General features: G+C 60.8%; 22 protein-coding genes. 7 read left to right on the top strand and 15 right to left on the bottom strand.

Translation table 11 applies throughout. The features are described 5' to 3' along the window. Nucleotides 1–318 precede the first annotated feature (318 nt). Complete coding sequence (locus tag JJQ51_RS05785) at nucleotides 319–885, top strand: DUF6101 family protein (protein ID WP_069613709.1); 567 nt, start codon at nucleotides 319–321, stop codon at nucleotides 883–885. A gap of 69 nt (nucleotides 886–954) precedes the next feature. Here the strand turns inward: JJQ51_RS05785 and JJQ51_RS05790 are convergent, their stop codons facing one another. From JJQ51_RS05790 to JJQ51_RS05800, 3 genes are all read right to left on the bottom strand, one after another. Then, on the bottom strand, nucleotides 955–1,410 hold the full coding sequence (locus JJQ51_RS05790) for a GNAT family N-acetyltransferase (protein ID WP_152095497.1): 456 nt from the start codon (nucleotides 1,408–1,410) through the stop codon (nucleotides 955–957). 40 nt (nucleotides 1,411–1,450) lie between these two features. Continuing rightward, nucleotides 1,451–2,413 carry a 4-hydroxybenzoate octaprenyltransferase gene (ubiA, locus tag JJQ51_RS05795; protein ID WP_152095498.1) on the bottom strand — a complete coding sequence of 321 codons (963 nt, stop codon included), beginning with the start codon at nucleotides 2,411–2,413 and terminating at the stop codon, nucleotides 1,451–1,453. A gap of 74 nt (nucleotides 2,414–2,487) precedes the next feature. After that, the gene (locus tag JJQ51_RS05800; protein ID WP_371864869.1) at nucleotides 2,488–3,273 is read right to left on the bottom strand and encodes a MipA/OmpV family protein; all 786 of its coding nucleotides are present in this window, start codon (nucleotides 3,271–3,273) and stop codon (nucleotides 2,488–2,490) included. A 294-nt stretch (nucleotides 3,274–3,567) separates the two neighbouring features. Here JJQ51_RS05800 and JJQ51_RS05805 point away from each other — a divergent pair, with 294 nt between their 5' ends. After that, on the top strand, nucleotides 3,568–4,002 hold the full coding sequence (locus tag JJQ51_RS05805) for a hypothetical protein (protein ID WP_152095499.1): 435 nt from the start codon (nucleotides 3,568–3,570) through the stop codon (nucleotides 4,000–4,002). Nucleotides 4,003–4,091: 89 nt separating this feature from the next. Here JJQ51_RS05805 and JJQ51_RS05810 read toward each other — a convergent pair whose 3' ends face one another. Then, nucleotides 4,092–5,351, bottom strand: a complete 1,260-nt coding sequence (locus JJQ51_RS05810; RefSeq protein WP_145322687.1) for an SAM-dependent methyltransferase — start codon at nucleotides 5,349–5,351, stop codon at nucleotides 4,092–4,094. Nucleotides 5,352–5,495: 144 nt separating this feature from the next. Further along, on the bottom strand, nucleotides 5,496–7,805 hold the full coding sequence (locus JJQ51_RS05815; RefSeq protein ID WP_269244416.1) for a Tex family protein: 2,310 nt from the start codon (nucleotides 7,803–7,805) through the stop codon (nucleotides 5,496–5,498). Nucleotides 7,806–8,051: 246 nt separating this feature from the next. Between JJQ51_RS05815 and purD the strand changes: the two genes are divergently transcribed. The 3 genes from purD (at nucleotide 8,052) to JJQ51_RS05830 (ending at nucleotide 12,137) form a co-directional block, all read left to right on the top strand. Further along, complete coding sequence (purD, locus tag JJQ51_RS05820) at nucleotides 8,052–9,320, top strand: phosphoribosylamine--glycine ligase (RefSeq protein WP_269244417.1); 1,269 nt, start codon at nucleotides 8,052–8,054, stop codon at nucleotides 9,318–9,320. A gap of 214 nt (nucleotides 9,321–9,534) precedes the next feature. Further along, nucleotides 9,535–9,963, top strand: coding sequence for a plant virulence effector HPE1-like domain-containing protein (locus JJQ51_RS05825; protein WP_113354076.1), 429 nt, complete (start codon nucleotides 9,535–9,537; stop codon nucleotides 9,961–9,963). Between the two features lie 359 nt (nucleotides 9,964–10,322). After that, on the top strand, nucleotides 10,323–12,137 hold the full coding sequence (locus JJQ51_RS05830) for a methyl-accepting chemotaxis protein (protein ID WP_113353868.1): 1,815 nt from the start codon (nucleotides 10,323–10,325) through the stop codon (nucleotides 12,135–12,137). Nucleotides 12,138–12,212: 75 nt separating this feature from the next. On the opposite strand, the gene JJQ51_RS05835 is transcribed toward JJQ51_RS05830, so the two are convergent. From JJQ51_RS05835 to JJQ51_RS05880, 10 genes are all read right to left on the bottom strand, one after another. Beyond that, nucleotides 12,213–12,707, bottom strand: a complete 495-nt coding sequence (locus JJQ51_RS05835; RefSeq protein WP_113330466.1) for a DUF523 domain-containing protein — start codon at nucleotides 12,705–12,707, stop codon at nucleotides 12,213–12,215. Between the two features lie 14 nt (nucleotides 12,708–12,721). Beyond that, nucleotides 12,722–14,836, bottom strand: coding sequence for a glycine--tRNA ligase subunit beta (gene glyS, locus JJQ51_RS05840; protein ID WP_113330465.1), 2,115 nt, complete (start codon nucleotides 14,834–14,836; stop codon nucleotides 12,722–12,724). Between the two features lie 85 nt (nucleotides 14,837–14,921). Next, nucleotides 14,922–16,859, bottom strand: a complete 1,938-nt coding sequence (locus tag JJQ51_RS05845; RefSeq protein ID WP_371864859.1) for a DUF2207 domain-containing protein — start codon at nucleotides 16,857–16,859, stop codon at nucleotides 14,922–14,924. A 91-nt stretch (nucleotides 16,860–16,950) separates the two neighbouring features. After that, nucleotides 16,951–18,207: a 3-phosphoshikimate 1-carboxyvinyltransferase gene (locus JJQ51_RS05850; RefSeq protein WP_173004581.1), complete on the bottom strand. Its 1,257-nt coding sequence runs from the start codon at nucleotides 18,205–18,207 to the stop codon at nucleotides 16,951–16,953. Between the two features lie 87 nt (nucleotides 18,208–18,294). After that, on the bottom strand, nucleotides 18,295–18,846 hold the full coding sequence (locus tag JJQ51_RS05855) for a LemA family protein (protein WP_113353865.1): 552 nt from the start codon (nucleotides 18,844–18,846) through the stop codon (nucleotides 18,295–18,297). A 125-nt stretch (nucleotides 18,847–18,971) separates the two neighbouring features. Further along, nucleotides 18,972–19,931, bottom strand: a complete 960-nt coding sequence (locus JJQ51_RS05860) for a glycine--tRNA ligase subunit alpha (protein ID WP_113353864.1) — start codon at nucleotides 19,929–19,931, stop codon at nucleotides 18,972–18,974. Between the two features lie 119 nt (nucleotides 19,932–20,050). Then, on the bottom strand, nucleotides 20,051–20,242 hold the full coding sequence (locus JJQ51_RS05865) for an NfeD family protein (protein ID WP_113353863.1): 192 nt from the start codon (nucleotides 20,240–20,242) through the stop codon (nucleotides 20,051–20,053). 16 nt (nucleotides 20,243–20,258) lie between these two features. Next, entirely contained in the window at nucleotides 20,259–21,119 is an 861-nt protein-coding gene (locus JJQ51_RS05870; protein ID WP_113353862.1) for a S49 family peptidase, read from the bottom strand. Between the two features lie 109 nt (nucleotides 21,120–21,228). Next, nucleotides 21,229–22,005: a tRNA1(Val) (adenine(37)-N6)-methyltransferase gene (locus tag JJQ51_RS05875; RefSeq protein ID WP_113353861.1), complete on the bottom strand. Its 777-nt coding sequence runs from the start codon at nucleotides 22,003–22,005 to the stop codon at nucleotides 21,229–21,231. Between the two features lie 8 nt (nucleotides 22,006–22,013). Continuing rightward, entirely contained in the window at nucleotides 22,014–22,244 is a 231-nt protein-coding gene (locus JJQ51_RS05880; protein WP_069612438.1) for a putative signal transducing protein, read from the bottom strand. A gap of 108 nt (nucleotides 22,245–22,352) precedes the next feature. Here JJQ51_RS05880 and JJQ51_RS05885 point away from each other — a divergent pair, with 108 nt between their 5' ends. Beyond that, on the top strand, nucleotides 22,353–23,369 hold the full coding sequence (locus JJQ51_RS05885) for a polyprenyl synthetase family protein (protein WP_069612437.1): 1,017 nt from the start codon (nucleotides 22,353–22,355) through the stop codon (nucleotides 23,367–23,369). Between the two features lie 124 nt (nucleotides 23,370–23,493). Continuing rightward, nucleotides 23,494–25,350: a tetratricopeptide repeat protein gene (locus JJQ51_RS05890; RefSeq protein ID WP_113353860.1), complete on the top strand. Its 1,857-nt coding sequence runs from the start codon at nucleotides 23,494–23,496 to the stop codon at nucleotides 25,348–25,350. Nucleotides 25,351–25,352: the final 2 nt, after the last annotated feature.

Here is a 25,352-nt window from a genome sequence, read left to right on the forward strand (position 1 = left end):
CAGCAGAATCCCAATAGATCTCTAATAAAGGGGGCGAATCTGGCTGACATTATTTCATACAAACCTTACCTGAGACTTACACGCGCTCACCTTATGCGTGCACTATACTGACGCACCACCCTGCCCTGTGTTCACCTTATGGAAACCCTGATGCATTCGAGTTTGCTAACCATTTGAGGACGCAAAGTTTTCTTAACCTCGATTTTTAAGCTGTCTGGAAGGGACGGCGCCTAATCTGCCCAACAACGAGAGGACAAAAGTTCTCCGAGAGAAGACCGGAACAACCGGCTCTCAGGTAAAGCAAGGGTAGAAAAATCGATGACTAATACCGTCCTGAAGCCCGACTGGGCTGGAACCACACTGCGGCTTGATCCGGCGCGCTTCCCGCAACAGGTCAGCTACGCCATGCGAGGTGCCGAAGGTGATGTCACCATTACGATCGACGAGCGCGGCGCAGTGCTGCGCAAGATCCTGCCGTCCAGCGGCCTGCCGCTGTCCGTTGCCTTGCCCAAGCGTGCATTCCAGGGTGTAGCCGCCCGCGCCATAGATCACGGCGACGGCGAAGTCACCGTCACGCTGGAACTACATCACTCCGATCCGGACCTCTGCATCCCCCTTCTCGTGGCCCACGATTTGAGCGACATCGCCGCCGACTGGCGCTCCTGGTCGGAAGCCTTCCGTATTCCGATGCTGATGATCGAAGCCGACGGCGTGGCCCGTCCGCTGGAAGAACATCTCGGCGGTGTCCGCTCGCAGGACAGCCAGCCGCGTCGCCGCCATTCCTACTTCGCAAATCGCCGCCCACGCTTCCTCGTGCGCCGCACGACCGGCAAGCTCGGCATCAAGATGAAAATTCAGGGTCGCGAGATCATCGCCAGACATTAAGCCGATAAGGCTTGAAATCGAATATCGCCAGAAACCGGCCGCGGGAAAACCGATTCCGCGGCCGAAATCTTATGGTATCAGCGAGCGCTCCATGATGATCGTTCGTTCATCGCCATGGAAACTCTCGCCGACAGCATGGAAGCCGAGCTTTTCGTAAAAGCCCTGCGCAGTGATCGACGAGGGGACGGACAGGGTGGTATTGCCACCTGCCCTCGCCGCCCGTTCGATTGCCGCCATCAGGTAGGCGCCAATGCCACGTCGCTGCGCGGAGGGAGAGACGAACACCGTGCGCACGACGGCGCGGTCAAGGCTCGCGGTGCCGACAATGCTTCCATCTTCGACCGCCACGAAGACCGTTCTGCTGCTCATGAGCCTGCGCACGCCAGCGGGACTAAAGCTTTCGGCAACGCGCGCGATGATATCGGGAGAATAGTCCTGTGCGTTGCTCTCGTGAAGTGCGGTCAGGATTACGCCGCTGATCGCCTCGGTGTCCGCCTCTGAGGCCAGACGGATTTCGCATGCCATGACGCCCTCCTCTGGAACCTGATGCGGCGCATCCCTTCCTTCAGGGAGCAAGAAACAGGAACGACAGGAAAAGACCGGCGAAGATGATCAGCCCGACCCGATTGTTTGATTTGAAGAGGGCCAGGCATTGTGCGCCGTCGTTGATATCGAGCACGGCGATCTGATAGGCGAACATGCCGCCGGCGACGGCCAGGCCGAGATAGGCCAGCCAGCTTGTACCTGCAAGCGCAAAGGATAGCAGCATCAGAAGCAGCGTCGCCCCATAGAGCCCGACCAGCCAGAGGCGCGTCTGATCGCCGAAAAGCCGGGCGGTCGAGCGCACACCAATCAGCTCATCATCCTCTTTGTCCTGATGCGCGTAGATCGTATCGTAACCGATGGTCCAGAGGATGGCGGCGAGATAGAGCACGATCGGGGCAAGCGACAGGCTGCTGAAGAGGCCGGCCCAGCCCATCAGGGCGCCCCAGGAAAAGGCAAGGCCAAGGAAGAATTGCGGCCAGTCGGTAAAGCGCTTTGCAAAGGGATAGAGCGCAACGATGCCGAGCGACAGGACACCGAGCACGACGGCAAACCAATTGAACTGCAGGAGCACCAGCAAGCCGACGAGAGCCTGCAATGCGATGAACACTTTGGCCTGAAGGCGCGTTACGCGGCCCGAGGGCAGCGGGCGCGAGCGGGTGCGCGCCACCGACATGTCGATCTCGTGGTCGACCAGATCGTTGTAGGTACAGCCGGCACCGCGCATCGCGACGGCGCCGATGAAATAGAGGGAGAGATGGTAGATCACCACGAAGCCGGGGGAGCCATGTCCCAGGGCGACGGAGGCATTGGCCGCAAGCGCGACGGACCAGAAACATGGCCACATCAGGAGCTGCCAGCCGATCGGCCTGTCCCAGCGTGCAAGCTGGGCGTATGGCCAAAGCGTCGGGGGCAGAACGCGGTAGACCCAGTTGCCGGATGGCGCGTCAGCGACGCGCCCGTTGATGTCGCCTGTGTTTTGCATAGGCGAGTAGTAGTGATATCCGGCACCCGAGGTCAAGCGGCGAGGCCATAACGAGACATGACCTCGTCCGTTGCTCAGTTCATCGTGAAATTGAACTTGTAGCTGGCGGAAACCCCGATCAGCAGCTGGTTACGGTCGCCACGCTCGCGCACGAGGCTGCTGTCGGCAGCCGGGCCGGTGAGCCGGGTATATTCGAGGAAGGTGCTGGTGGTCCAGTTCTGCGAGGCCTTCCAGGTCAGTGCGCCGCCGAAACCGACCGATTTGACGCCGCCGCCGGGCTTGTAGCCGCTGAGGCCGGAGGCAGCCGATTCGCGCGCATTGACGCCATAATAGGTGTCGAAATAGTCGCTGCTGGCGAGCGTCATGCGTGGACCGGCCGAAGCGCGAAGCTCCGGTGTGATGTCGGTAAAGGCATCCACCGCGGCATCGGCGACGACGCCGCTATGGGCGCGAATGCCCTGGCGAACTTCGACGCGGGCGCGCAGCCAATCCGTGGGATAGGCCTCGGCAAAGCCGCCAGCTTCCACACCCCACTTGACCTTCTTCAATCCCCTCAGCTCGTGCCCATCGCTGCTGTCGCGGCTCGGTACGAACTTGCCGACGATGCCGACGCGGAATGCATCGCTTTCGATCAGGGCGAAGGAGGGATTGTCGTTGCGCGAGGAAAAGCGAGGGCCAGGACCCTGCCGGCCGATGGATACCAACGGCGACCATTGCAGCTTGTTGTGCTTGCCGCCTTCGAATTTCGGTGCAGAGAAACCGGCCGCACCGACGCTTAGGTACCAGTCACCCGACCACAAATGCTGGCCGTCGCCCGCCTCAGCAGCGCCGGCGTAGGCGATAGCGGAGAGGCCGCCAATGAAAAGGAACCTTAACTTTGCAAACACAACGAAACTCCATGATACGCAATACAAAGGGCCTGAGGACCCGAGAGTTGCCTCAAATTATGCGGATCGCGTTACCGCTCCCTTAACCACAAGACGCCGAATCCAGTCAGAACATCAAATTCAGGTTGCTCTAACCGGATGCCATTCGACATGCGCAGGCCTATCGTGCTGATTTAATTTCTGTATAGATACTCAATCGTGGGTAATGGTCGCAATTGCCAAGTGCCTGCCATCTCATAGCCCCCAATTTCAAAAGATGAGAAACGAATGAAGAACATATCCCTGATCTCCTTAGGTCTGATCCTGACTGCCGGCGTGGCGCTTTCCGGCTGCGTCGGCACTCCGATCGGCGGGGCGAAACAAAGTCATTTTTCGGGAAGCGTCGCCCCCGGCAAGAAGACGAAGATTACGAGTACTTCGCTCGTGAAACAGGACTGCACCTTTGCGGGATTTCCCTATACGGGCGTCATCAAGCAGCCTGCCCACGGCAAGGTTGACGTCGAGCATGGCCCGGTCGCGGCAAAGTTCCCGAAAGACAGCAATGCCTATCTGTGCTCGGGCAAGACGGTCCAGGGGAACATTGTCTACTACACGCCGAATCCCGGTTTCTCGGGCACCGACCAATTCACCCTGCGCCTTGCGGGACTGAATACGGATGGTACGGTGCAAGACGGCACCTTCACCGTCCATGTCGGCAAGTAGCAACTTTGATGACGTGCAGGCATGAATAGAAAAGGCCGAACCGTGGCTTTCCGCGGTCCGGCCCCGTCAAACGGCGCGATGACGGAGGCTCAGAACGTCACCTTCTCCAAAGGTGCGCGCCCCGCCTCGAATTCCTTCAGCTTCGCCTCGCGTTCCGCGATGTAATTGCGGTTGTCGGGGACGGCGAACTGGTTCTTGGTGATCTGGAGCTGCATGATGAAGAGCTCATCCCAGCGGAAGCCCATTTCGGAGCCGGCCAGATAGAACTCCCACATGCGGAAGAACTTCTCGTCGTAAAGCGCGACGGCATCGGCCTTGCGCGCCACGAAGCGGTTGCGCCAGTGCCTTAGCGTATAGGCATAGTGCATCGGCAGGGTCTCGACATCCCGCGTGAGCAAGCCGGCCTTTTCCAGCGGCGGCGTGGTCTCGCCGATCGACGGAATGTAGCCGCCGGGGAAAATATACTTTTCGATGAAGGCGTTGGTGGCAAAGCTCGGCTTCGGGCGGGCAATGGAGTGCAGCAGCATGACGCCGTTATCATCAAGCAGCTCCGAAACCTTGCGGAAGAACTTGCCGTAATCGCCGATGCCGACATGCTCGAACATGCCAACCGAGACGATACGGTCGAATTTCTTGCCGGACATGTAGCGATAGTCCTGCAGTTCGAAGCGGACGCGATCGGAGAGGCCACGCTTGGCCGCCCGCTCACGCGATACCTTGAGCTGCTCTTCGCTGAGCGTGATACCGGTCACGTCGAGGCCGGGATAGGCCTCGGCGAGATACATGGCCATACCGCCCCAGCCGGAGCCGATTTCCAATACCTTCTGGCCGGGCTCGACCAGCAGTTTGGCAGCGATGTGCCGTTTCTTGGCGACCTGCGCTTCATCCAGGCTGATGCCAGGCGGATTGAAATAGGCGCAGGAATATTGCCAGTCCTCATCGAGGAAGAGGTCGAAGAGCTTCGCTGAGAGATCGTAGTGATGCGCAACATTGTGCTTGTTGCGATTGATCGGCGAGCGGCTCTTGATCTGCTGCCAGGCGATACGACCGATCAGCAGCGCCGCCATGCGGAAGTCGAAGACCTCATTGGTGGTATTCTGCTTCACCAGCGACAGGAATTCGTAAATGTCGCCCTGCTCCAGGATGAAGCGGCCTTCCATATACATTTCGCCGAGCTTGAGCGTCGGATCGCGCGCGACGGCATCTTCAGCCTGCTGATCGGCAAACCGGACGGCTACCGTCTCTCCGGTTCCGTCGCCGACCACATGGGTCTCGCCGGATGCGAGCGTAAGCCTGAGTGAACCTTTACGGATGATTTTCTGGACGAGAGGAAAAAGGGTCGACGCCATGGACGCCTCGAATGTTATGACATGACATTAAGGCAACTTTAACGCCTCACAGCGTTGTGGCAAGCGCACCTTTCCACAGTCATTGGCACTCTGGCAACAACGCTGCCAGAGTGTGACATTCTTGCACGAAGTTCCGCTAAGTCCTTATTTTCGTTTGAGTGCATCGGCCAAGGCGGCGCCAAAACTACCCTGCTGCTCGGCCTTGGGACGGGTATTTCCCTTAACGCCAGCGTTGCGCGCACCACCCTGTTCGCGTGTATCCCGCCCGGACGGGGCCGCCACAGTGCTGCCATTTTTGCGCATGGAGAGGCCGATTCGCTTACGCTTTGCGTCGACTTCCACGACCCTGACCTTGACGACGTCGCCGGCCTTCACGACCTCATGCGGGTCCTTGATGAAACGGTCCGCCAGCTGCGAGACATGCACCAAACCGTCCTGGTGGACGCCTATGTCGACGAAGGCGCCAAAGGCAGCGACATTGGTCACGGTTCCTTCCAGCAGCATTCCCGGCTTGAGGTCGCTGATCTCGTTGACGCCCTCCGCAAAGGTTGCGGTCTTGAAGCTCGGACGCGGGTCTCGGCCCGGCTTTTCCAGCTCGGCGATGATGTCACGCACGGTCGGCAGGCCGAATTTGTCGTCGATGAATTGCCGGGGGTCGATAGCCTTCAGCGTTGCCGTATCGCCCATCAGCGTGCGGAGATCACGGCCGCAGGCAGCGACGATCTTCTTGGCCACACCATAGGCCTCCGGGTGCACCGAGGAAGCGTCGAGCGGCTCCTTACCATTCGGGATGCGCAGGAAGCCGGCGCATTGCTCAAAGGTGCGCTGGCCGAGACGGGCGACCTTCAGGAGATCACGCCGTGTCTCGAATGCGCCTTCGACATCGCGATGCTTAACGATGGCGTCGGCGATCGATGGCCCGAGGCCGGAGACACGGGAAAGCAGCGGCGCCGAGGCCGTGTTCAGGTCGACACCAACGGCATTCACCGCATCTTCGACCACGGCATCCAGCGAACGCGACAGCTTCTGCTGGTCGACATCGTGCTGGTACTGGCCGACGCCGATCGACTTCGGTTCGATCTTCACCAACTCGGCCAGCGGATCCTGCAGGCGGCGGGCGATGGAGACGGCGCCGCGCAGCGAGACGTCGAGACCGGGGAATTCAAGCGCAGCCGTTTCCGAGGCAGAGTAAACCGATGCGCCGGCTTCGGAGACGATGACCTTGGTCGGCTTCGGCGCCGGCAGTTCGGCCAGCATGTCGGCCACCAGCTTTTCGGTTTCGCGGCTGCCGGTGCCGTTGCCGATCGCGATCAGTTCGACCTTGTGCTTGCGGATGAGCGAGGCAAGTGCGGCCTGTGTGCCGCGCACGTCGTTCTTCGGCGGAAAGGGATAGACCGTCGTCGTCTCTAGCAGCTTGCCCGTACCGTCCACCACGGCGACCTTGACGCCGGTGCGGATGCCGGGATCGAGGCCCATGGTGGCGCGGGAACCCGCCGGCGCTGCCAGTAGCAGATCCTTCAAATTGCGGGCGAAGACGTGGATCGCTTCTTCTTCGGCACGTTCGCGCAGTTCGCGCATCAGGTCGAGCGACAGCGACATCGAAAGTTTGACGCGCCAGGTCCAGCTTGCGACTTCCGTCAGCCAGCGGTCGCCGGGCAGGCTGGCGCCGATATCATAGGCCGCAGTTATCATGCGCTCGACCGGCTTGTTGGGCGAGACGGCATCCGTATCAACCTCAATGGTCAGCGTCAGCACCTCTTCGTTCCAGCCGCGCAGCATGGCGAGCGCCCGATGACCGGGCGCTGTCGCCCAACGCTCCTGATGGGCGAAATAGTCGGAGAACTTGGCGCCTGCCTCCTGCTTGCCGTCGACGACAGCGGCCTTCAGCGTGGCATGGGTCTTCATATAATTGCGCAGCTTACCGAGCAGATCGGCATTTTCAGCAATGCCTTCGGCGATGATATCGCGCGCGCCTTCCAGCGCCGTCTTCACGTCAGGCACATCGGCCGTGATAAAGCCCTCGGCCAGCACCGTGGGATCCTTGGAGCGATCACCGAGGATCGTGTCGGCCAAGGGGCCGAGGCCGCGCTCCCTGGCAATCTCGGCGCGCGTGCGGCGCTTCGGCTTGTAGGGCAGATAGAGGTCTTCCAGCTCGGACTTGGTGGCGACGGTGCCGATCTTGGCCATCAACTCGTCGGTCATCTTGCCCTGGCTGGTGATGGATTCAATGATGGCCGCACGGCGAGCCTCGAGTTCACGCAGATAGACGAGACGTTCCGAGAGCGTGCGAAGCTGGGTATCGTCGAGGCCACCGGTTACTTCCTTGCGGTAGCGCGCGATGAAGGGCACGGTCGCGCCTTCGTCCAGGAGTTCGATGGCGGCCTTGGCTTGATCCGGGCGGGCATTGATCTCGGCGGCGATGGTTGCGGCAAGGGAACGGATATCAGCGGCCATGTGTCTCTCTGAACTGAACGAGCGTGATGGGACCATAAGCATGATCCCGCGGACATAAGAAGCGGTTTTCGCCACGCAACACGCTAATCCCGGCGCGGAGATGGCGTGGAGGGCGAAAGCCGTTTCCGCTTTAGCGGGATAAAAAGGCATGGCAATGTTGCCGGCCCTGCCTCCACAGGATTTGCCGCTTGACCTTTGGCTCAACCCCGCTTAACCGCGCAAAAGGACGCAACGAAAGGGCAAGCCATGAGAGTTCTGTTGATCGGATCGGGCGGACGCGAGCACGCACTGGCCTGGAAACTGGCGCAATCGCCCCTGATGACGGAATTCTACGCCGCACCCGGCAATCCCGGCATTGCCGAGCACGCGACGCTTGCGGCGCTCGACATCGACAATCATGACGCCGTTGTCGCCTTCTGCAAGGACAAGGCCATCGACTTCGTCGTGGTCGGCCCGGAAGCGCCTCTGGTCGCCGGCATTGCCGATGCGCTGCGCGCCGCCGGCATAGCCGTCTTCGGCCCTTCCGCGGCGGCAGCCCAGCTCGAAGGGTCCAAGGGTTTCACGAAGGATATCTGCGCCCGCTACGATATTCCCACAGGGGCCTATCAGCGCTTCAACAATGCACCGAAGGCGAAAGCCTATGTCCGCGCGCAAGGGGCGCCGATCGTGGTGAAGGCGGACGGTCTTGCGGCGGGCAAGGGCGTCACTGTCGCCATGACCATCGACGAGGCGCTTGCTGCGATCGACGATTGCTTCGAGGGCGCTTTCGGCGAGGCCGGGGCGGAAGTGGTGATCGAGGCCTATCTCGACGGCGAGGAGGCAAGCTTCTTCTGCCTTTGCGACGGCAAGCATGCGCTGGCGCTTGCGACCGCCCAAGACCACAAGCGCGTCGGCGATGGCGATACCGGCCCGAACACTGGCGGCATGGGCGCGTACTCCCCTGCTCCCGTGATGACGCCAGACATGGTCGAGCGCACCATGAAGGAAATCATCGAGCCGACGATGCGCGGCATGGCGGAAAGCGGCCATCCCTTCAGCGGCGTCTTCTTCGCCGGGCTGATGATCACCGCCAAGGGGCCAGAACTGATCGAATACAATGTCCGCTTCGGCGATCCCGAATGCCAGGTGCTGATGATACGGCTGAAGAGCGATCTGCTGCCGCTGCTTTATGCCTGCGCCAACGGCACCCTGGATCAGATGACGGCCGAATGGAGCGACGACCCGGCGCTGACCGTCGTCATGGCCTCGAAGGGCTATCCCGGTTCCTATGCCAAGAACACGCCGATCACAGCGCTGCCCGCGGATGGTGAAAACGAGAAGGTGTTCCATGCCGGCACAGCCCTGAAGGACGGGGCGCTGGTTGCAACCGGTGGTCGGGTGCTGAATATTACCGCAACGGGCAAGACAGTGGGCGAAGCAAAGGAACGCGCCTATGCCCTGGCCAGCAAGGTGAAATGGGATAACGGCTTCTATCGCAATGATATCGGCTGGCGTGCAGTGGAGCGCGAAAAGTAAACATCCCTGCGGCTCTGCAATTGCAAGTCCATTAAATTTTTACCTAATCTCCTGACGGGATGGAAATAAAGCGACACTAATGTCTTCGTCACTATAGAGCCATTGCGCTTTTCTTCGAAACGCGAAAATGCTCTATCCCTTTGTTTTTACGCAATTCCGGACGGAAAACCGCTGCGCACTTTTCCTGGAATTGCTCAAGGCGGAGTTCTTGGTTATGCGTTCCTTTTTTCTGACCTTGGCGTGCGTACTAGCCGGCGGCTCCGCCATGGCTTCGTCGATTCAGCCGATCAACGGCACGATGATCGGCGGCAAAGGCAGCATTATCGACAAGAGCTGTGCCGAATGCCCTCCGCTGAAGCCGCCGGTCACGGAAAAGGAATATACCGTGCCGGCGCTGGAGCCTGGCACCCAATCCGTGGTCGTGCGTGATATCGATGGTCAGAAAAGGGTCGTCCGCACCGAAGCGTGGATGGGCGGCTCGCCTGTTAACTTCGTCAGCAAACCGACGCCAGAAGCGCTTGCTGCGGCCGGTGAGCCCGTCGACGGCATCGACATGACCGCTCAGACGGCGGCCTTGTCCAATTCCTCCGCAGCTCGCGAACCTGCGCCGCTCGATATCTCCGGCTTCCAGCTTCGCCAATAATCTTCACAAGGCGTTCCCGCGTTTGGGCGTGTGCGAAATGCCGACTATATTCATACTTCGAAATATATCATTTTCATATTCGGCAGAATTAAATAATCCTTCACAAAACCTAAGTTTCACTTGTGTGATCTTCAAATATAATTACGTATTACTTACAATGATTGCGCATATCTGCGGTTTAATTCGAAATTAAATACAACCAAACCCAGCAATTAAAGCTTTTTTAGACATAAACAGCGATTTTACTGTCACCGGACAGCAGCATGTCATTTAAGCGGCGGCAAGCGTATTGGGATTCTCTCAGGCGATCGCACAGGCGGTAGGAAACCGCACCGGTATTCACCCCTGTGGGAGGCACCATGAAGAATCTCAAGATATCGCATCAATTGTTTGCCCTGCTTGGCGTCCTGATGGCCGCCTTCGCGGTGGCCACTTATTTCCAGATCCGGTCCCAGGCCGATTCCATTTACGACGACCGCTTCGACATGCTGCGCACGCAGGTCGAATCCGGCATCTCGGTTTTGAACCAGTATTATCAGCGCGAAAAATCCGGCGAGATGACCCATGAGGCGGCCCAGGCCGAAGCCTTCAAGGTTCTGTCGCATGTGACCTTCGCGCCGGCAGGCTATCTCTTCGGTTTCGATTACAATGTGATCCAGCGCATTCATCCGAGCCCCGTCAATATCGGCAAGGACATGTCCGGCCAAGTCGACAAGAATGGCACCCATTTCAGCAAGGAAATGGTCGAGAAGGGCATCAAGGGCGGCGGCCGCACCATCTATTACTGGAACAAGCCGGGTCACTCCGACAGCGAGTTCTTCCTGAAGGGCAGCTATTCGGCAGCTTTCGCTCCCTGGCAGATCGTGCTCGGCTGCGGTGTCTACATGGATGACCTCGAGGCACAGATCAATGCCACGATGTGGCGTGCTCTCATGATCTGCGGCATCGTCTTCCTGATCGGTATCGGCGCCGCCTTCTACTTCATCCGCGGCATCACGAAGCCGCTGACCGACGTCCATGCAGCCCTTAAGGCCGTCGCGGACGAAGACGTGAAGACCGCCATCCCGCATACCGAGATGCGCAATGAAATCGGCCTGATGGCGAAGGCGACCCAGGCGCTGCAGGAAAAGGTTCGCGAACGTCATGCGCTTGCCGACCGTCAGGCGGCACAGGAGCTGGAAATCAGCAACGAACGCGAACAGAACCTGCGCCAGCAGCAGGACGAGGCCCGCGAACAGGCCCGCGTCGTTGCGGTCATCGGCAAGTCGCTCGAAGAGCTTGCTCGCGGCGATCTGACGGTGCGCTGCGGCGATCTCGGCGCCAGCTATGCCGGCCTTCGCAACAACTTCAATGAGGCACTGTCGCACCTCGAAGCCGCCATGGGTCGCGTCAACGCCAAGGGCAACGACATCGGCCTCAGCAAGGAAGAAATCCGTCGCGCCTCCAACGAGCTGTCGCAGCGCACCGAGCGACAGGCCGCAAGCCTGGAAGAAACCTCGGCAGCGCTCGACGAACTCACTGTCGCCGTCCGTCAGACCGCGGAAGGCGCCGATGAGGCCAGCAAGCGCGTCCATGCCGTCAGCGCCGAAGCATCGCGCAGCGATGCCGTGGTTGCTCAGGCGATCGAAGCGATGAGCGGCATCGAGAAGTCTTCGGCCGAAATCGGAAAGATCATCGGCGTCATCGACGAGATCGCCTTCCAGACCAACCTGTTGGCGCTCAACGCCGGTGTGGAAGCGGCTCGTGCCGGCGAATCCGGCAAGGGCTTTGCGGTCGTCGCCCAGGAAGTGCGTGAACTCGCCCAGCGCTCCGCCGCAGCCGCGAAGGAGATCAAGGACCAGATCGCCCGCTCTTCCGGTCAGGTCGACCAGGGCGTTCGCCTTGTCGGTGAGGCAGGCGAAGCGCTGAAACGCATCTCCGGTCAGATCAAGGCAGCCAATGAGATCGTCTCGAAGATCGCCCACAGCGCCTCCGAGCAGGATACGACGCTGCGCTCGATCTCGTCCTCGATGAACCAGCTCGATGCCGCCACGCAGCAGAACGCCGCCATGGCTGAGGAAACCACCGCATCGGCCGAGACGCTCGCCGCCGACACGGAAGATCTCCTCGCGCTCATCCGTGGCTTCCGCGTCAACGAAGGTCGCTCGGCCATGGATCATCGTCGCGCCGCCTAAGTGGGCCAGGTCATAAAATGAGAAACCGCCGGTCTCGCATCCGGCGGTTTTCTTTTGAGAAAAGCTTTTGCTGCGTTAGTCTGCGACCTTCAACCGCTCGACCAACCTGTCGATCTCGCGATCGGAATAGACCTCGATGCCGGCCTGCTTGAGCAGCGCCGCCGTGACGCCGCGGCCGTTCTGCTTGCCGCCGGAAAATGTACCGTCATAGATGAAGCCCGAGCCGCAGGACGGGCTGCCGTCGATCAGCAGAGCGTAGCGACAGCCGGTTTCCGTTGCGAGCGCCAGCGCATTTTCCGCCGCCTGACGGAATTTCGCCGTGACATCGCCGCCGGTGATTTCCATTACCCGTGCGGTGCCGGCAAGCACATCCTCGCCCGTGGCACCGCCTGCGATTTCGGCGGGAGGTCTTGGAACGGCCATGCCGGCGGACATTTCCGGGCAGATGGTCACCAACCGCCCCTCCTCCCGCCAGCGATCGATCGCCGGATGGACAAGAGGCTTGGAGCGGCCGTCATAGCGGACGGCATGGCCCATGAGGCAGGCGCTGACGAGGATCTTTCCGGTCATCGCGCCCCCATGTCTTATCCCGCGATCTTCGAGAAGTCGGCGACGGTGCCGGTTGCTTCGCGAATCAGGCGCAGCAGCGCCAGCCTGTTAGCGCGAATGGCGGCGTCTTCATCGTTCACGAGTACGTCCTCGAAGAAGCGGTCTACGGGCGCGCGCAGCTTGGAAAGAGCTGCCATGGCCGAGCGAAAATCTTCCTTGGCGATCGCAGCGGAAGCCTCGGAGGAGGCGGCCTTCACGGCAGCAAAGAGATCCTTTTCGGCATCGAGCTTCAGCAAGGCTTCCGAAACGCCATCGGCAACGACGGTGCCCTTCTTCTCCTCAGCGGCGAGAAGCTGCGTGGCGCGCTTGGTGCCGGCGAGCAGGTTCTTGCCATCCTCGGAGGTGATGAAAGCGGTCAGCGCCTCGACGCGGCGGGCGATCATCAGCAGATCGTCGGCCTCCGGCGTCAGCACGGCGTCGATGAGATCATGGCGAGCACCGAGATCGCGCAGATAAACCTTCAGGCGGTCATGGAAGAAGGCAAGCAGATCGGCATCCCTGGTGGTCGCCAGCAGCGGCAGGCGCACGCCGCGCTCCAATAGGATACGGACGACACCGAGGGCTGCGCGGCGCAGTGCATAAGGGTCCTTCGAGCCCGTGGGCTTTTCATCGATCGCCCAGAAGCCGACGAGCGTATCCAGCTTGTCGGCAAGCGCAACCGTGATCGCAACCTTGTCCTCGGGGACACGGTCGGACGGACCTTGCGGCTTGTAGTGGTCTTCGATAGCCGTTGCCACAGAAGCGCTCTCGCCCTGTAGCGATGCGTATTTGCGGCCCATGACGCCTTGCAGCTCGGGGAATTCGCCGACGGCTTCGGTGCGCAGATCGGCCTTGGCGAGCACGACGGCGCGGTCGACCAGAGCGGCATCGGCGCCGGTGATCTTGGCGAGGTCAGCGGCCAGCGCGCGGATGCGGGCGACGCGCTCGCCCTGGCTGCCAAGCTTGGCATGGAAGGTGACGTTCAGGGCATCGAGCTTGGCCATGCGCTGATCGAGCGGCTTCTTTAGATCGAGGCCGAACTTTTTGGCGGAGGCTTCCAGCATCTCGAGATCGGGCAGATCGCCCTGGTCGCGCTTCCAAAAGTGCAGCGCGTCGGACAGACGAGCGCGCACGACCTTGCCGTTGCCGTGGATGATTTCCTTGCCGCCATCCGTCGCCTGGATATTGGCGACGAGAATGAAGCGGTTGGACAGCGTCTCGCCGGCCGGTGGCCGCGTGACGAAACACTTCTGATTGGTCTTGATGGTCAGGCGGATGATTTCCGACGGGATCGAGAGATAATCCTCCTCGAAGGAGCCCATCAGCACCTGCGGCCATTCGACGAGGCCGGAAACTTCCTCCAGCAGGCCTTCATCCTCGACCAGTTCCAGGCCGTTGGCAAAGGCGATGTCGCGGGCATCGTGCAGGATGATGTCCTTGCGGCGCTCGGCATCGAGAACGACATAAGCCTTTTCCAGGCTCGCGACATAATCATCGAAGCGCTTGACCGTGATCGGGCCTGGCGCATGGAAGCGATGGCCATAGGTCACATTCGAGGCGACGATGCCGTCGATCTCGAAGGGGATGACGACGGTTTCCTCATGCTCGGTGCCGTAGACGCAGACGATCGATTGCAGCGGGCGCACCCAGCGCAGCGAGCCGGGCTTTACTGATGCCTTACCCCAGCGCATCGATTTCGGCCAAGGGAAGTTGCGGATGATATCGGGCATCACGGAAGCGACAATCTCTTCCGCGGCGCGGCCGGGCTTGGAAATCACCGCAACGTAGAAATCGCCCTTCTTCGGGTCGCTTTGCACCTGTGCCTCGGCAATGGAGGACAGGCCGGCGCCGCGCAGGAAGCCTTCGATCGCCTTTTCATTGGCATCGGTGCGCGGACCCTTGCGCTCCTCGCGCACGTCGGCGGAGCGCGCCGTCAGCCCGCGAATGTCGAGCGTGAGGCGCCGCGGCGTCCAATATTCCCTGGCGCCCTCATAGGACAGACCAGCCTCGACCAGCGCATCGGTCACCAGCTTCTTCAGGTCGCCGGCAGCCTTGCGCTGCATACGGGCGGGAATTTCCTCGGAGCGGAGTTCGAGAAGGAGATCGGGCATGGGAGCTGTCTTTACGTTGAGGCAGAAATGATCCGGGCGGACTTAGCAAGCCCGGCGGCAAAAGTCACCAAGGCAAACGGCGAATTTACCACCCTCCTCCGCCTCCACCGCCTCCTCCACCACCGGAAGATCCACCATCGCCGCCTCCACCGCCGAAAGCGGAGGATGAATTCGATGCCGGTGCAGGAATCGTCGAGGCTATGGTCGACGCCATGGAAGAGGAAAAGTCGCCGATCGTGCCGCCGATATTACCAGGGCGGAAATCGCCGGAATACCAGACCGGTGCGTAGGCTGCCGCGGCTGCACCTGCGGCGGTCGCAAGCCAGGTCTCGAAAGCGCTCGACCAGGGCTTTTCGACACCGAGCGCGACCGCATAGGGCAGCAGTTTTTCGAAGTGCTGCGGCGACATCTGCGGCGCGCCCTGCATGTTCATCCGGTCTCGTTCGGCGAGCGTCAGATATTGCCGGAGGCCGGCGATGCCATCCATCATCTTGCGTCCAAGCGGTGTCGGCGCGCCCATCAGGAAATAGAAGACGACGTTGAGCGCAAAAATGCCGACGATGCCCGCCACTAGCGGCAGCAGGCCCGCTTCCCACAGTGGCATGACCGCAGCGGCAAAGCCGTTGACCGCGACGGATACCAACACGAAGCCGAAGAAGGCGCAGATCAGAACGGAAAGAATTCGCTGGCCGAGACTGGCGTTGCGACGCCGAAATCGTCGACCGATGATATTGGTAAAGATGGTCACGAAAATCGACAGGACACCGGGCATGACGATCAGCGGCACCGCATTTTCATGCAACCGCCCGAAGATGATGATGGATGCCAGGATCAAAACCGAGAGAGCAACACCGACCACGACATAGAGCGAGTTGGCCTTGTAATACTCGCCGCGATGATCGCGCTCGATCGCGCTGCGAAACTTCGCACCCAAACCCTGCACCGCCTCGCCGTTTTCCTTGTCTATGACGAGTGGAGAAAATGGTCCGACGGCCTGCATCAGCACCTTGTCGCCGCCGCTGAGATCGCCGCCGGCCTTGCCGGTCGGGCGGACAACGACCTTTTCCTTCAGATCATCGAGAATGACATAGCCGCGCACGGCAAGGTCGATTGCCGTCGCAGAGAATGCCGTCCAGCCGGAACTGGCGAAGCCCCTGTTATCGATATAGTTCACGAGCGCTGGCGAAATGCCGTCAGGCGGATCCCAGCGCGGGACCATGACACCTGCAGGCGGATCTCGCCCGACTGCGATCCAGCTTCGCATGTAATAGGCAAACAGCAGGATCAACCCGCCGAGGGCGATGATCGTATCGAGATGATCCCGAAGGAACCAGCCCCATTGCTGGCTGTCGCTCGGCGGCGCGATCGCTCCTTTGGCCAGCTTGATGGCGATCGTCAGGCCCTCGGCGGTGGCGAGCGGCCTGGTTGTCGCGAAGGTAACAATATTGCCCTGTTGGCTCGCACTTGCGTTCTTGCCCGTAGCGCCGAGCGGCCCCGTAAAGAAGGCAAGCTGCTGCGGCTGCACGCCATCGGGCAAGGTGACGATTGCCTTCGCGTTGATGATCGGGAACAACCAGCCATTGCCCGTCACGTTCCAATAAAGTTCGTCGTGATCGCCGAAATAGCGCATCTGCCTGTTGGTGTCATACGTCAGGCGAAATATATGCGGGCCTGGGTTCAGGATACGATCGGCCTTGCCGATATAGATGCGTTCGCCGCCGCTGATACGCTCGCTACGCCAATCCTCCGGCTCGCCGTCACGCTCGACGGCGACGACCTTGAAATCCACCTCGATTTCGCGGCCGTTGGCATCTGTCATCGTCAGCGGGAAATCCCGGAAGATGCCGCGGCGGATATCACGCCCCTCTGCATTTACGGAGATCGTTTCGACGACCCGCATGGAGCCGTCGCGATGCAGCGCGATTGCCTGATCGAAATTGGTGATGAGCTCGGCTGCCGTTACCGCCGTCGCACAGAGCAGCAGGCACAGAGCCAGAAAGAATCCGCAAAGCCGTGTCATCACTCCCCCAAAGGATGGCCGCGGCGCCGCTGCTGCCGGCGCCGCTTTGCGTCATGATTATTCCGCGCTCAGCCTCCCTTGAGATGGCGGAGCGTCAGTCTTCGTAGGTGACCCCCAGCGAAGCCAGCACGTTCCAATAGGAGGGGAAAGTCTTGGCGACGCAATCGGGGTCGAGAATGGTGATGCCGCCGATCTTCAGGCCGGCAAGCGCGAAGCTCATGGCAATGCGATGATCGGCGAAACTGTCGATCTCCGCCGGCAGCAGCTTGCCGGCAAGGCTCGGATCGGAGGCGACGATCAGATCATCCCCCTCTTCCGTGCCGAGGCCGGGCACGATGCGCGACAGGCCGCTCGACAGCGCCCGGACGCGGTCGCATTCCTTGACGCGGAGATTGGCGATGCCGACGAAGCGCACCGGCGTCTCGTTGAAGGCGGCGAGAACAGCAAGCGTCGGAATGGCGTCCTGCATCTGCGATCCGTCGATGACGGCGGGCAGGTGCGGGAATTGCGAAATCACCTCATAGGCGCGCGCATCCGGCTGCGAAAATTCGCTTGCCGGCGTGCCGAGATCGATCTTGCCGCCGGTCAGCACTTCCGCCGCCCAGAGATAGGTCGCGGCCGAGGCGTCCGGCTCGATGAGGAAGTCCGCCGCGTGATAACCGGTCGGCTCCACCCGCCAGGCGACCGGGCTGACGCGTTCGACCCTGGCGCCGAAGGCGCGCATGGCGGCCACAGTCAGATCGATATAGCCGAGAGCGCCGATATCCTCGCCCAGCAGCTCGACGTCGACGGGCCGGTCGCCGCCGGCGGCCATCATCAGAAGCGCAGAGACATACTGGCTGGACAGGCCGCCATCGATCTGCACACGGCTTGCTTCGAAGCGGCCGGTGCCGTTGATGGTGACAGGCGGGCAGCCGGTTTCCGTGGAGGCATCGATGCCGAGCGAGCGCAGCGCGTCGACGAGCGGGCCGATCGGCCGCTTGCGCATGTGAGCGTCGCCGTCGACGACGACCTTGCCCTCGACCAGCGCAGCAGCGGCCGTCAGGAAGCGCGTCGCGGTGCCGGCATTGCCGAGAAAGAGAGGGGCAGCAGGCGCCTTCAGCTTGCCGCTACCGGTCACGATGAAGGTCGTGTCGTCGGGCTCGTCGATGACAACGTCCATGGCGCGCAACGCTTCGGCCATATAGCGGGTATCGTCGCTCTTTAGCGCGCCGGTCAGCCGGCTCGTGCCCTTGGCAAGGCCAGCCAGCAGCAGTGCGCGATTGGTAATCGACTTCGATCCGGGCGGCATGGCGCGTCCGGTCAAAGGCTTGCCCGGCGGGATAATCGTGAGTTTGGCTCTACCCATCATCATTCTCTTTGGTCAGTCAGGAAGCCGGCCGATGGCCGGCGGTCGGCATCCTTTACCGCCTCGCATGAAAAACCGATAGCGGGAATCTCAGAACTTTACCGTAGGAACGGCGCGGTCGGCTTCGTTGGTGATCTCGAAATAGGCCTTCTTGGTAAATCCGAAGGGGCCGGCGATGAGATTGTTTGGGAAGGTCTCGACCTTGACGTTCAGATCGCGCGCAGCGCCATTGTAATAGCGGCGGGACATCTGGATCTCGCCTTCCACGCCCTCGAGTGAGCGCTGCAGTTCCAGGAAGTTGGTATTGGCCTTGAGGTCGGGATAGGCTTCGGCGAGCGCGATCACCCGGCCAAGCGCCTGCGACAACAAGCCCTCCACTTGACCACGTGCCGCGACATCCCCTGCTGGCACCGCCTGCGCCTTGTTCCGCAGTTCAACAACCTCTTCCAAGGTTTGGCGCTCATGCCCGGCATAGCCTTTGACCGTCTCGACCAGATTGGGAATGAGGTCGGCGCGGCGCTTCAACTGCACGTCGATGCCTGACCAGGCCTCCTCAGCCACCTGACGTGCGCGGACGAGCCCGTTATAGGCGAACACGACATAGAGCGCGGCCAGCACTATGATCGCGAGAAGAATAAGCATCTGAAATCCCCCGTGGCGACTACAACCCAAGGGACACTAGGCAGATTTCACGCCAATGTCACCCGGCTTTAACGGTAGCGCAGAGCCAAGATAGGGCCGCAATGCCCAATCCTGGGGAGCTTGCCTCAAGCGGCCTGCTGGTTCCAGTTGACGCCGCCGGCATCCGTCAGCAGGAAGGCTTCGCCGCAAGCCTTGGCGAGCGTGCGCACGCGCAGGATGTAGCTCTGGCGTTCCGTCACCGAGATGACGCCACGGGCGTCGAGCAGGTTGAAGACGTGGCTCGCCTTGATGCACTGGTCGTAAGCCGGGAAGACGCATTTGTGCAGGCGATGGTTTTCGCTGTCGCCGGGGGCGCCGGCAGCCAGCAATGCCTGGCATTCCTTTTCGGCATCGATGAAATGGCGATGCAGCGTCTCGGTATTGGCATATTCGAAATTATGCCGGGAGTATTCCTGCTCGGCCTGGAGAAAGACATCGCCGTAGGTGATCTTGTCTTCGCCTTCGAGGCCGTTGAAGTTCAGGTCATAGACGCTGTCGACGCCCTGAACATAGGTCGCAAGACGCTCTAAGCCGTAGGTCAGCTCACCGGCGACGGGAGCGCATTCGATGCCGCAGACCTGCTGGAAATAGGTGAACTGTGAGACTTCCATGCCATCGCACCAGCATTCCCAGCCGAGGCCCCATGCGCCGAGCGTCGGGCTTTCCCAATCGTCCTCGACGAAGCGGATATCGTGCAGAAGCGGATCGAGGCCGATCGCCTTCAACGAGCCGAGATAGAGCTCCTGCAGATTAGGCGGATTAGGCTTCAGGATGACCTGATACTGATAATAGTGCTGCAGGCGGTTCGGATTCTCGCCATAGCGGCCATCGGACGGGCGGCGCGACGGCTGGACATAGGCAGCGCGCCACGGCTTGGGACCGAGCGAGCGCAGCGTGGTCGCCGGATGGAACGTGCCGGCGCCGACCTCCATGTCGTACGGCTGCAGAACCGCGCAACCCTTATCGGCCCAGTAATTGTGCAGCGTCAGGATCAGCGCCTGAAAGGAGCGCTTCGGGTTCATATGGTCGGGCACGTTGGCAGTCATGGGAACTGATTTCTTCCGCTAGCGAATGGTTTGGCGGACAGGTGCCACGGCGGGACGAACGGGTCAAGGCTTTGCAGCACAAACGGCGCTGCAGCCTACCTCATCGAGGCATATGAGTTTTATTCATCCTCGCGCTTCACGTGATACTCGCCGGTCTTCGGGTCCTTGACCAAGGTTCCCATCGCGCCGGTACGGCGTTCCGTTTCGGCGCGATGGGATTTTTCGGCGAGCTTCTGTGCATCGCGCACGAAACGCCGATAGAGCAGCCAGAGGCCGCCGACGGCGACGACAAAGAAGATGATCTGGGGCATTACCCAGCGCTCCCGCTTACAATCCGTACCGGCTCCACAATGCCCTTTCCTCTGCCGCTTCCGCAAGCCCGGATGCAAGCCCGGCGCCGAGGCCATCCATGCTCCCAAGCGAGATGCCCGGAGCCTTGCGGCCGAAAAGGCTGCGCGGCGTGGTGATCAACATAGGCTTGACCTTGTCGCCGAAGCGCTTCCTCAGCTCCTGGCGCATGTCGCCGAGACCATCGATCAGGCCGAGCTCCAGCCCGCGGCTGCCGGTCCAGAACAGGCCGGAGAACACCGTTTCGTCAGCCGAGAGTTTTCCTGTACGACGCTCGAGCACCATTTCGATGAAGACCTTGTGGATCTCCAGCTGCAGGCTCTTTAGATATTCAATGTCCTTTTCCTTCTCCGGCTTGAAGGGATCGAGGATCACCTTGTTCTCGCCGGCGGTATAGACGCGGCGCTCGACGCCGATCTTCTTCAGGAGCTCCGGAAATCCGAACCCGCCGGAAACGACGCCGATCGAACCGACGATCGAGGTGGCATCGGCAATGATTTCATCGCCGGCCAATGCAATCATGTAGCCACCGGAGGCCGCAACGTCCTCGACGAAGACCAGAACCTTCTTGTTTTTCTCGGCGGCCAGATCGCGGATACGATTGTAGATCATCCGCGACTGCACCGGAGAGCCGCCCGGCGAATTGACGATAATGGCGACAGCCGGCGCCGGCTTCATACCGAAGGCTTTTTCAAGAGCCTGGGATGAGCCTGCCAGATTCAGCGATTGCCGCAGCGGCCCTCCCCCGGAAGAGATGACGCCGCTCAGGCGGACGACGGGGACGATCACCTCCTCCTTGCGGAAGCGCTTCGGAAGCATGCGTCTCAAGAACCCAACCATTCGTCATCCCTGTTTCATGATGTTTGTTGCCCGTGATGTATGCATGGAAATGGCAAACGCAATATTGCGGATTGTATTTGATGCTCTGACGCTGAGGGCAGCCGAATGGCTATCGGCGCGGATACGAAGCGCGGCCGTTGTTCATATCATCGACGAAATCGGTGAATTTATGCGTCCCTTCGCCATGCATGATCAGAGGTGCGCGCAGCGCCAGCCTCGCCCTCGAACCCTTGATCGCCGTCACCAGGATGCGCACCGCACTCTCGCCTTCGCGGGGATGGATCGGTGTGATTTCAATGCCGCCGAAGCGGCGACCGCAGGCGGCGATGATCTCGCCGATCGACTCCGGCCGGGCGATCAGCGACAGCTGCCCACCAGGGATCATGATCGCACCTGCCGTGCGAATCCATTTCTCGAACAGTCCGTCCGTCATGGCATGTGCCTCTGCCTTCAAGGCGTCGGGCGTCAACCGGTCGCTGGCATCGTTGAAAGGCGGGTTCATGATGACATGGTGGAAGCTGTCGTCGACAAGCCCCGCCTCGTTGCGATCCTTGCCGGTCAGCGTCACGTCGGCCTCGATAACGGACACGCGGCCGGCAAAACGGGCATTTTCCGGCAACGAAAGGCTCCTGCGCGCGAACTCGGCCATGTCGGACGAGCGCTCGAACAGCACGACCTCCGCCCGGTCGAGTCTCGAGGCCACGGCCATTCCGGCTGCTCCAGCACCTGCGCCGAGATCCGCCACCCGGATCGTCCGCTCATCTGCGACGAGGGCCGCCAGCAACATGGCATCCATACCGGAGCGGTGCCCCCTGCCTTTCGGCTGCACGACATGGAAAGCGCCGCGGTGGAAGGCATCGATGGTTTCGGAGGGCTTGCCGGTCATGGCCGACCTCAGGTCCGCACCGGGCGCAGTTCGTCACCGAGACCGGCATCAATGAGGATGCGGCGGGCCAGATCGGCACGCTCTTCTTCCACCAGAAAGCGGCGGGGCAGCATGCCGAGCGAACCCTCCAGAACGCTCATCGCCTGATCCGCCACCAGGCAATGGATTCCTGCATCCTTCATCAGACTCTCCGCAAATGAGAGAAGGACCGGGTCGTTGGTGCGGATCAGCTCGTGCATAAGCCTTAGAATTCCTGTCAAATTTACGCGACGAGACAATTCGCCTCTTGCCGCCTCTTTCGCCCCTTCTTATTGTGCTTTGCAGGAAATGAACAGGAGTCCGGATCGTTGGGCGTCGTGATACCGCTGGAAGAAAGCAAGAATAAACTGGCATCCATCAAGCCTTTGGTGGACCTGACCAAGGCGGACATGGAACGCGTCAATCAGCTCATCCTGTCCAAGGCCGGCTCCGATGTGCAGATGATCCCCGAGGTTGCGGAGCACCTCATCTCCTCCGGCGGCAAGCGTTTGCGGCCGATGCTGACGATCGCGTCCGCCGCACTTTACGGCTATCAGGGCGACAATCACATCAAGCTCGCGACATCGGTCGAATTCCTGCATACGGCGACGCTGCTGCACGACGACGTCGTCGATGAAAGCGATCTGCGCCGCGGCAAATCCACGGCCCGGATGATCTGGGGCAACCAGGCGAGCGTTCTGGTCGGCGATTTCCTGCTCGGCCAGGCTTTCCGCATGATGGTGGAAGTCGGCTCGCTCGAAGCGCTCGACGTACTCTCTTCGGCAGCCTGCGTTATCGCGGAAGGCGAAGTGCTGCAGCTTTCCGTTTCCAAGAACATGGAGACGACGGAAGACGATTATCTCTCGGTCATCCGCGCCAAGACCGCGGCGCTCTTTGCCGCCGCGGCCGAAGTCGGCCCGATCGTCGCCAATGCCGGCAAGGCGGAGCGCAATGCGCTGAAATCCTACGGCACCAATCTCGGCCTAGCCTTCCAGCTCGTCGACGATGCGCTCGATTACGGCGGCAAGGCTGCCGACCTCGGCAAGAATGTCGGCGACGATTTCCGCGAGGGCAAGATCACGCTTCCGGTGATCCTCGCCTATCGCCGCGGCACCGAGAAGGAACGCGCCTTCTGGCGTGAGGCCATCGAAACCGGCGATAACAGCGACGAGAATCTCGAAAAGGCCCTCGGCCTGATCACGAAATACGGCGCGTTGGCTGACACAATTGCCCGCGCCGTACACTACGGCACGATTGCCCGCGACGCCTTGGCGCCATTGCCGGAAACGCCCTGGAAATCGGCACTTCTGGAAGTGATCGATTTCTGCATCGAACGCGTTAATTGATGGCGGTGGCCTGAATTTGTTGCAGGGCCGCTTCAAAAAAGCCATCCTGTTGTGAATCAGTTGACACGAATGCGTTGTGCCGCCGGCGAAGTCGCCGGCCATTCCCTTGATGAAAGGCTTTCTAATGCGGCAGAGACTTGCCATCCGTTTCCTTTCGGGCGTAGCCTTGGCGGCAATCCTTTCGGTGTCCGCCCTGACTGGCGCGCGCGCAGAGGATAAGCCGGCAGCGCCGGAGGCCAGTGCTCCGGTCACTTCTTTCGATCCGGATAGCGTCGATACGTTCGCAGGCGCGTTCCTCGCCGCCCGTACCGCAGATGTCGATCATGACTACGATACTGCCATTGCGCTCTACAAAAAGGCACTGATGATCGATCCGAGCAATCCGGAAATTCGCCAGCGGCTGATGATCTCGCTGCTGCTGAACGGCAATCTGGAAGAAGGCGTCAAATACGCCAACGAGTTGAAGAGCGATCCTTCGGTCGAGCGTGTCACGACGATCGTGCGTGGCATGGATGCCATCCGCCGCCATGAATACCGCACCGCGCAGGAAATCCTCAAATATAACGGTCCGAACGATCTCGACCGGATGATGACCAACCTGCTCGCCGCCTGGGCGCGTGCCGGATCCGGCCGCGGCAAGGAAGCAATCTCGATGATCGACAAGATGAAGGGCCCGGATTGGTTCAACATCTTCAAGAACTATCATGCCGGCGCCATTGCGCTGACGCTGGGCGACCTGAAGTCGGCACGCTCTCACCTTAACGATGCCATCCTCGACAAGACCGGCGGCGCGACCGCACCTGACACCTTCATGCGCGCCGTCATGGCGCTCGCACGCCTCGAAGCCAAGGCCGGAGACAAGCAGAAGGCCCTGGATGCGATTTCCGTCGGCGACAATCTCGTCAGCAATTATGCGCCGCTGAATGCACTGCGCGACAGCATCAGCAAGGGCGATACGCCGGATCAGCAGGTGACGAACGCCAGCGAGGGTGCGGCCGCCGTTCTCTTCACCATCGGTGCCGCGCTGAACCGCGACGGGGCCGAAGATGTCGTCTCGCTCTATCTACAGATTGCCAATTCTCTCGACCCGAAGGCGGCCGATACGCTGGTCCTGCTCGGCGGGCTGGCCGAAAAACAGGAGCAGACCGATCGCGCGATCGCCTTCTACAAGAAGGTGCCCGATAATTCGCCGATGGCCCGCATCTCCGAGCTGCAGCTCGGCCTCGCACTCGCCCAGGCAGGTAAAATCGACGATGCACGCAAACATCTGAAGGCACTGATCGATTCCGATCCCAACGATGTCCGCAGCTATCTCGCCTACGGCAGCGTGCTTTCCGACGCCAAGGACTTCCAGTCCATGGCCGATAATTACGACAAGGCCGTGCAGATCATCGGCCCAGTGCCGAAGCGCAGCGACTGGGCGGTTTTCTTCCAGCGCGGCATTGCCTATGAGCGGCTGAAGAAATGGGCGGATGCCGAGCCGAACTTCAAGAAGGCCCTCGAACTCAATCCGGACCAACCGCAGGTGCTGAATTATCTGGGCTATTCCTGGGTCGACATGAACATGAACCTCGACCAGGGTTTGGACATGATCAAGAAGGCCGTCGATCTGAGGCCGGATGACGGCTATATCGTCGATTCCCTTGGCTGGGCCTATTTCCGCCTCAACCGTTTCGATGATGCGGTGAGCGAATTGGAGCGGGCAGCGCAGCTCAAGGCCGGCGATCCGACGATCAACGACCATCTCGGCGACGCCTACTGGCGCGTCAATCGCAAGCTCGAAGCCGTCTATCAGTGGAACCGGGCGCTCGCCTCGAAGCCGGAAGAGGCCGATATTCCGAAGATCAAGGAGAAGGTCGAGAAGGGCTTGCCGCCGCTCGACAACGACCCGAAGACTGTTGACAAAAGCAAGCTGCCCGATCCAGCACCCGCGCCCTCGCCCGACACGAACGCTCCGGCGCCGGTCGACAAGAAGTCCTAAGA

Origin of the sequence: Rhizobium sp. AG207R, from assembly GCF_027109195.1 — a bacterium.
Classification (GTDB): Bacteria; Pseudomonadota; Alphaproteobacteria; order Rhizobiales; family Rhizobiaceae; genus Rhizobium; species Rhizobium dioscoreae.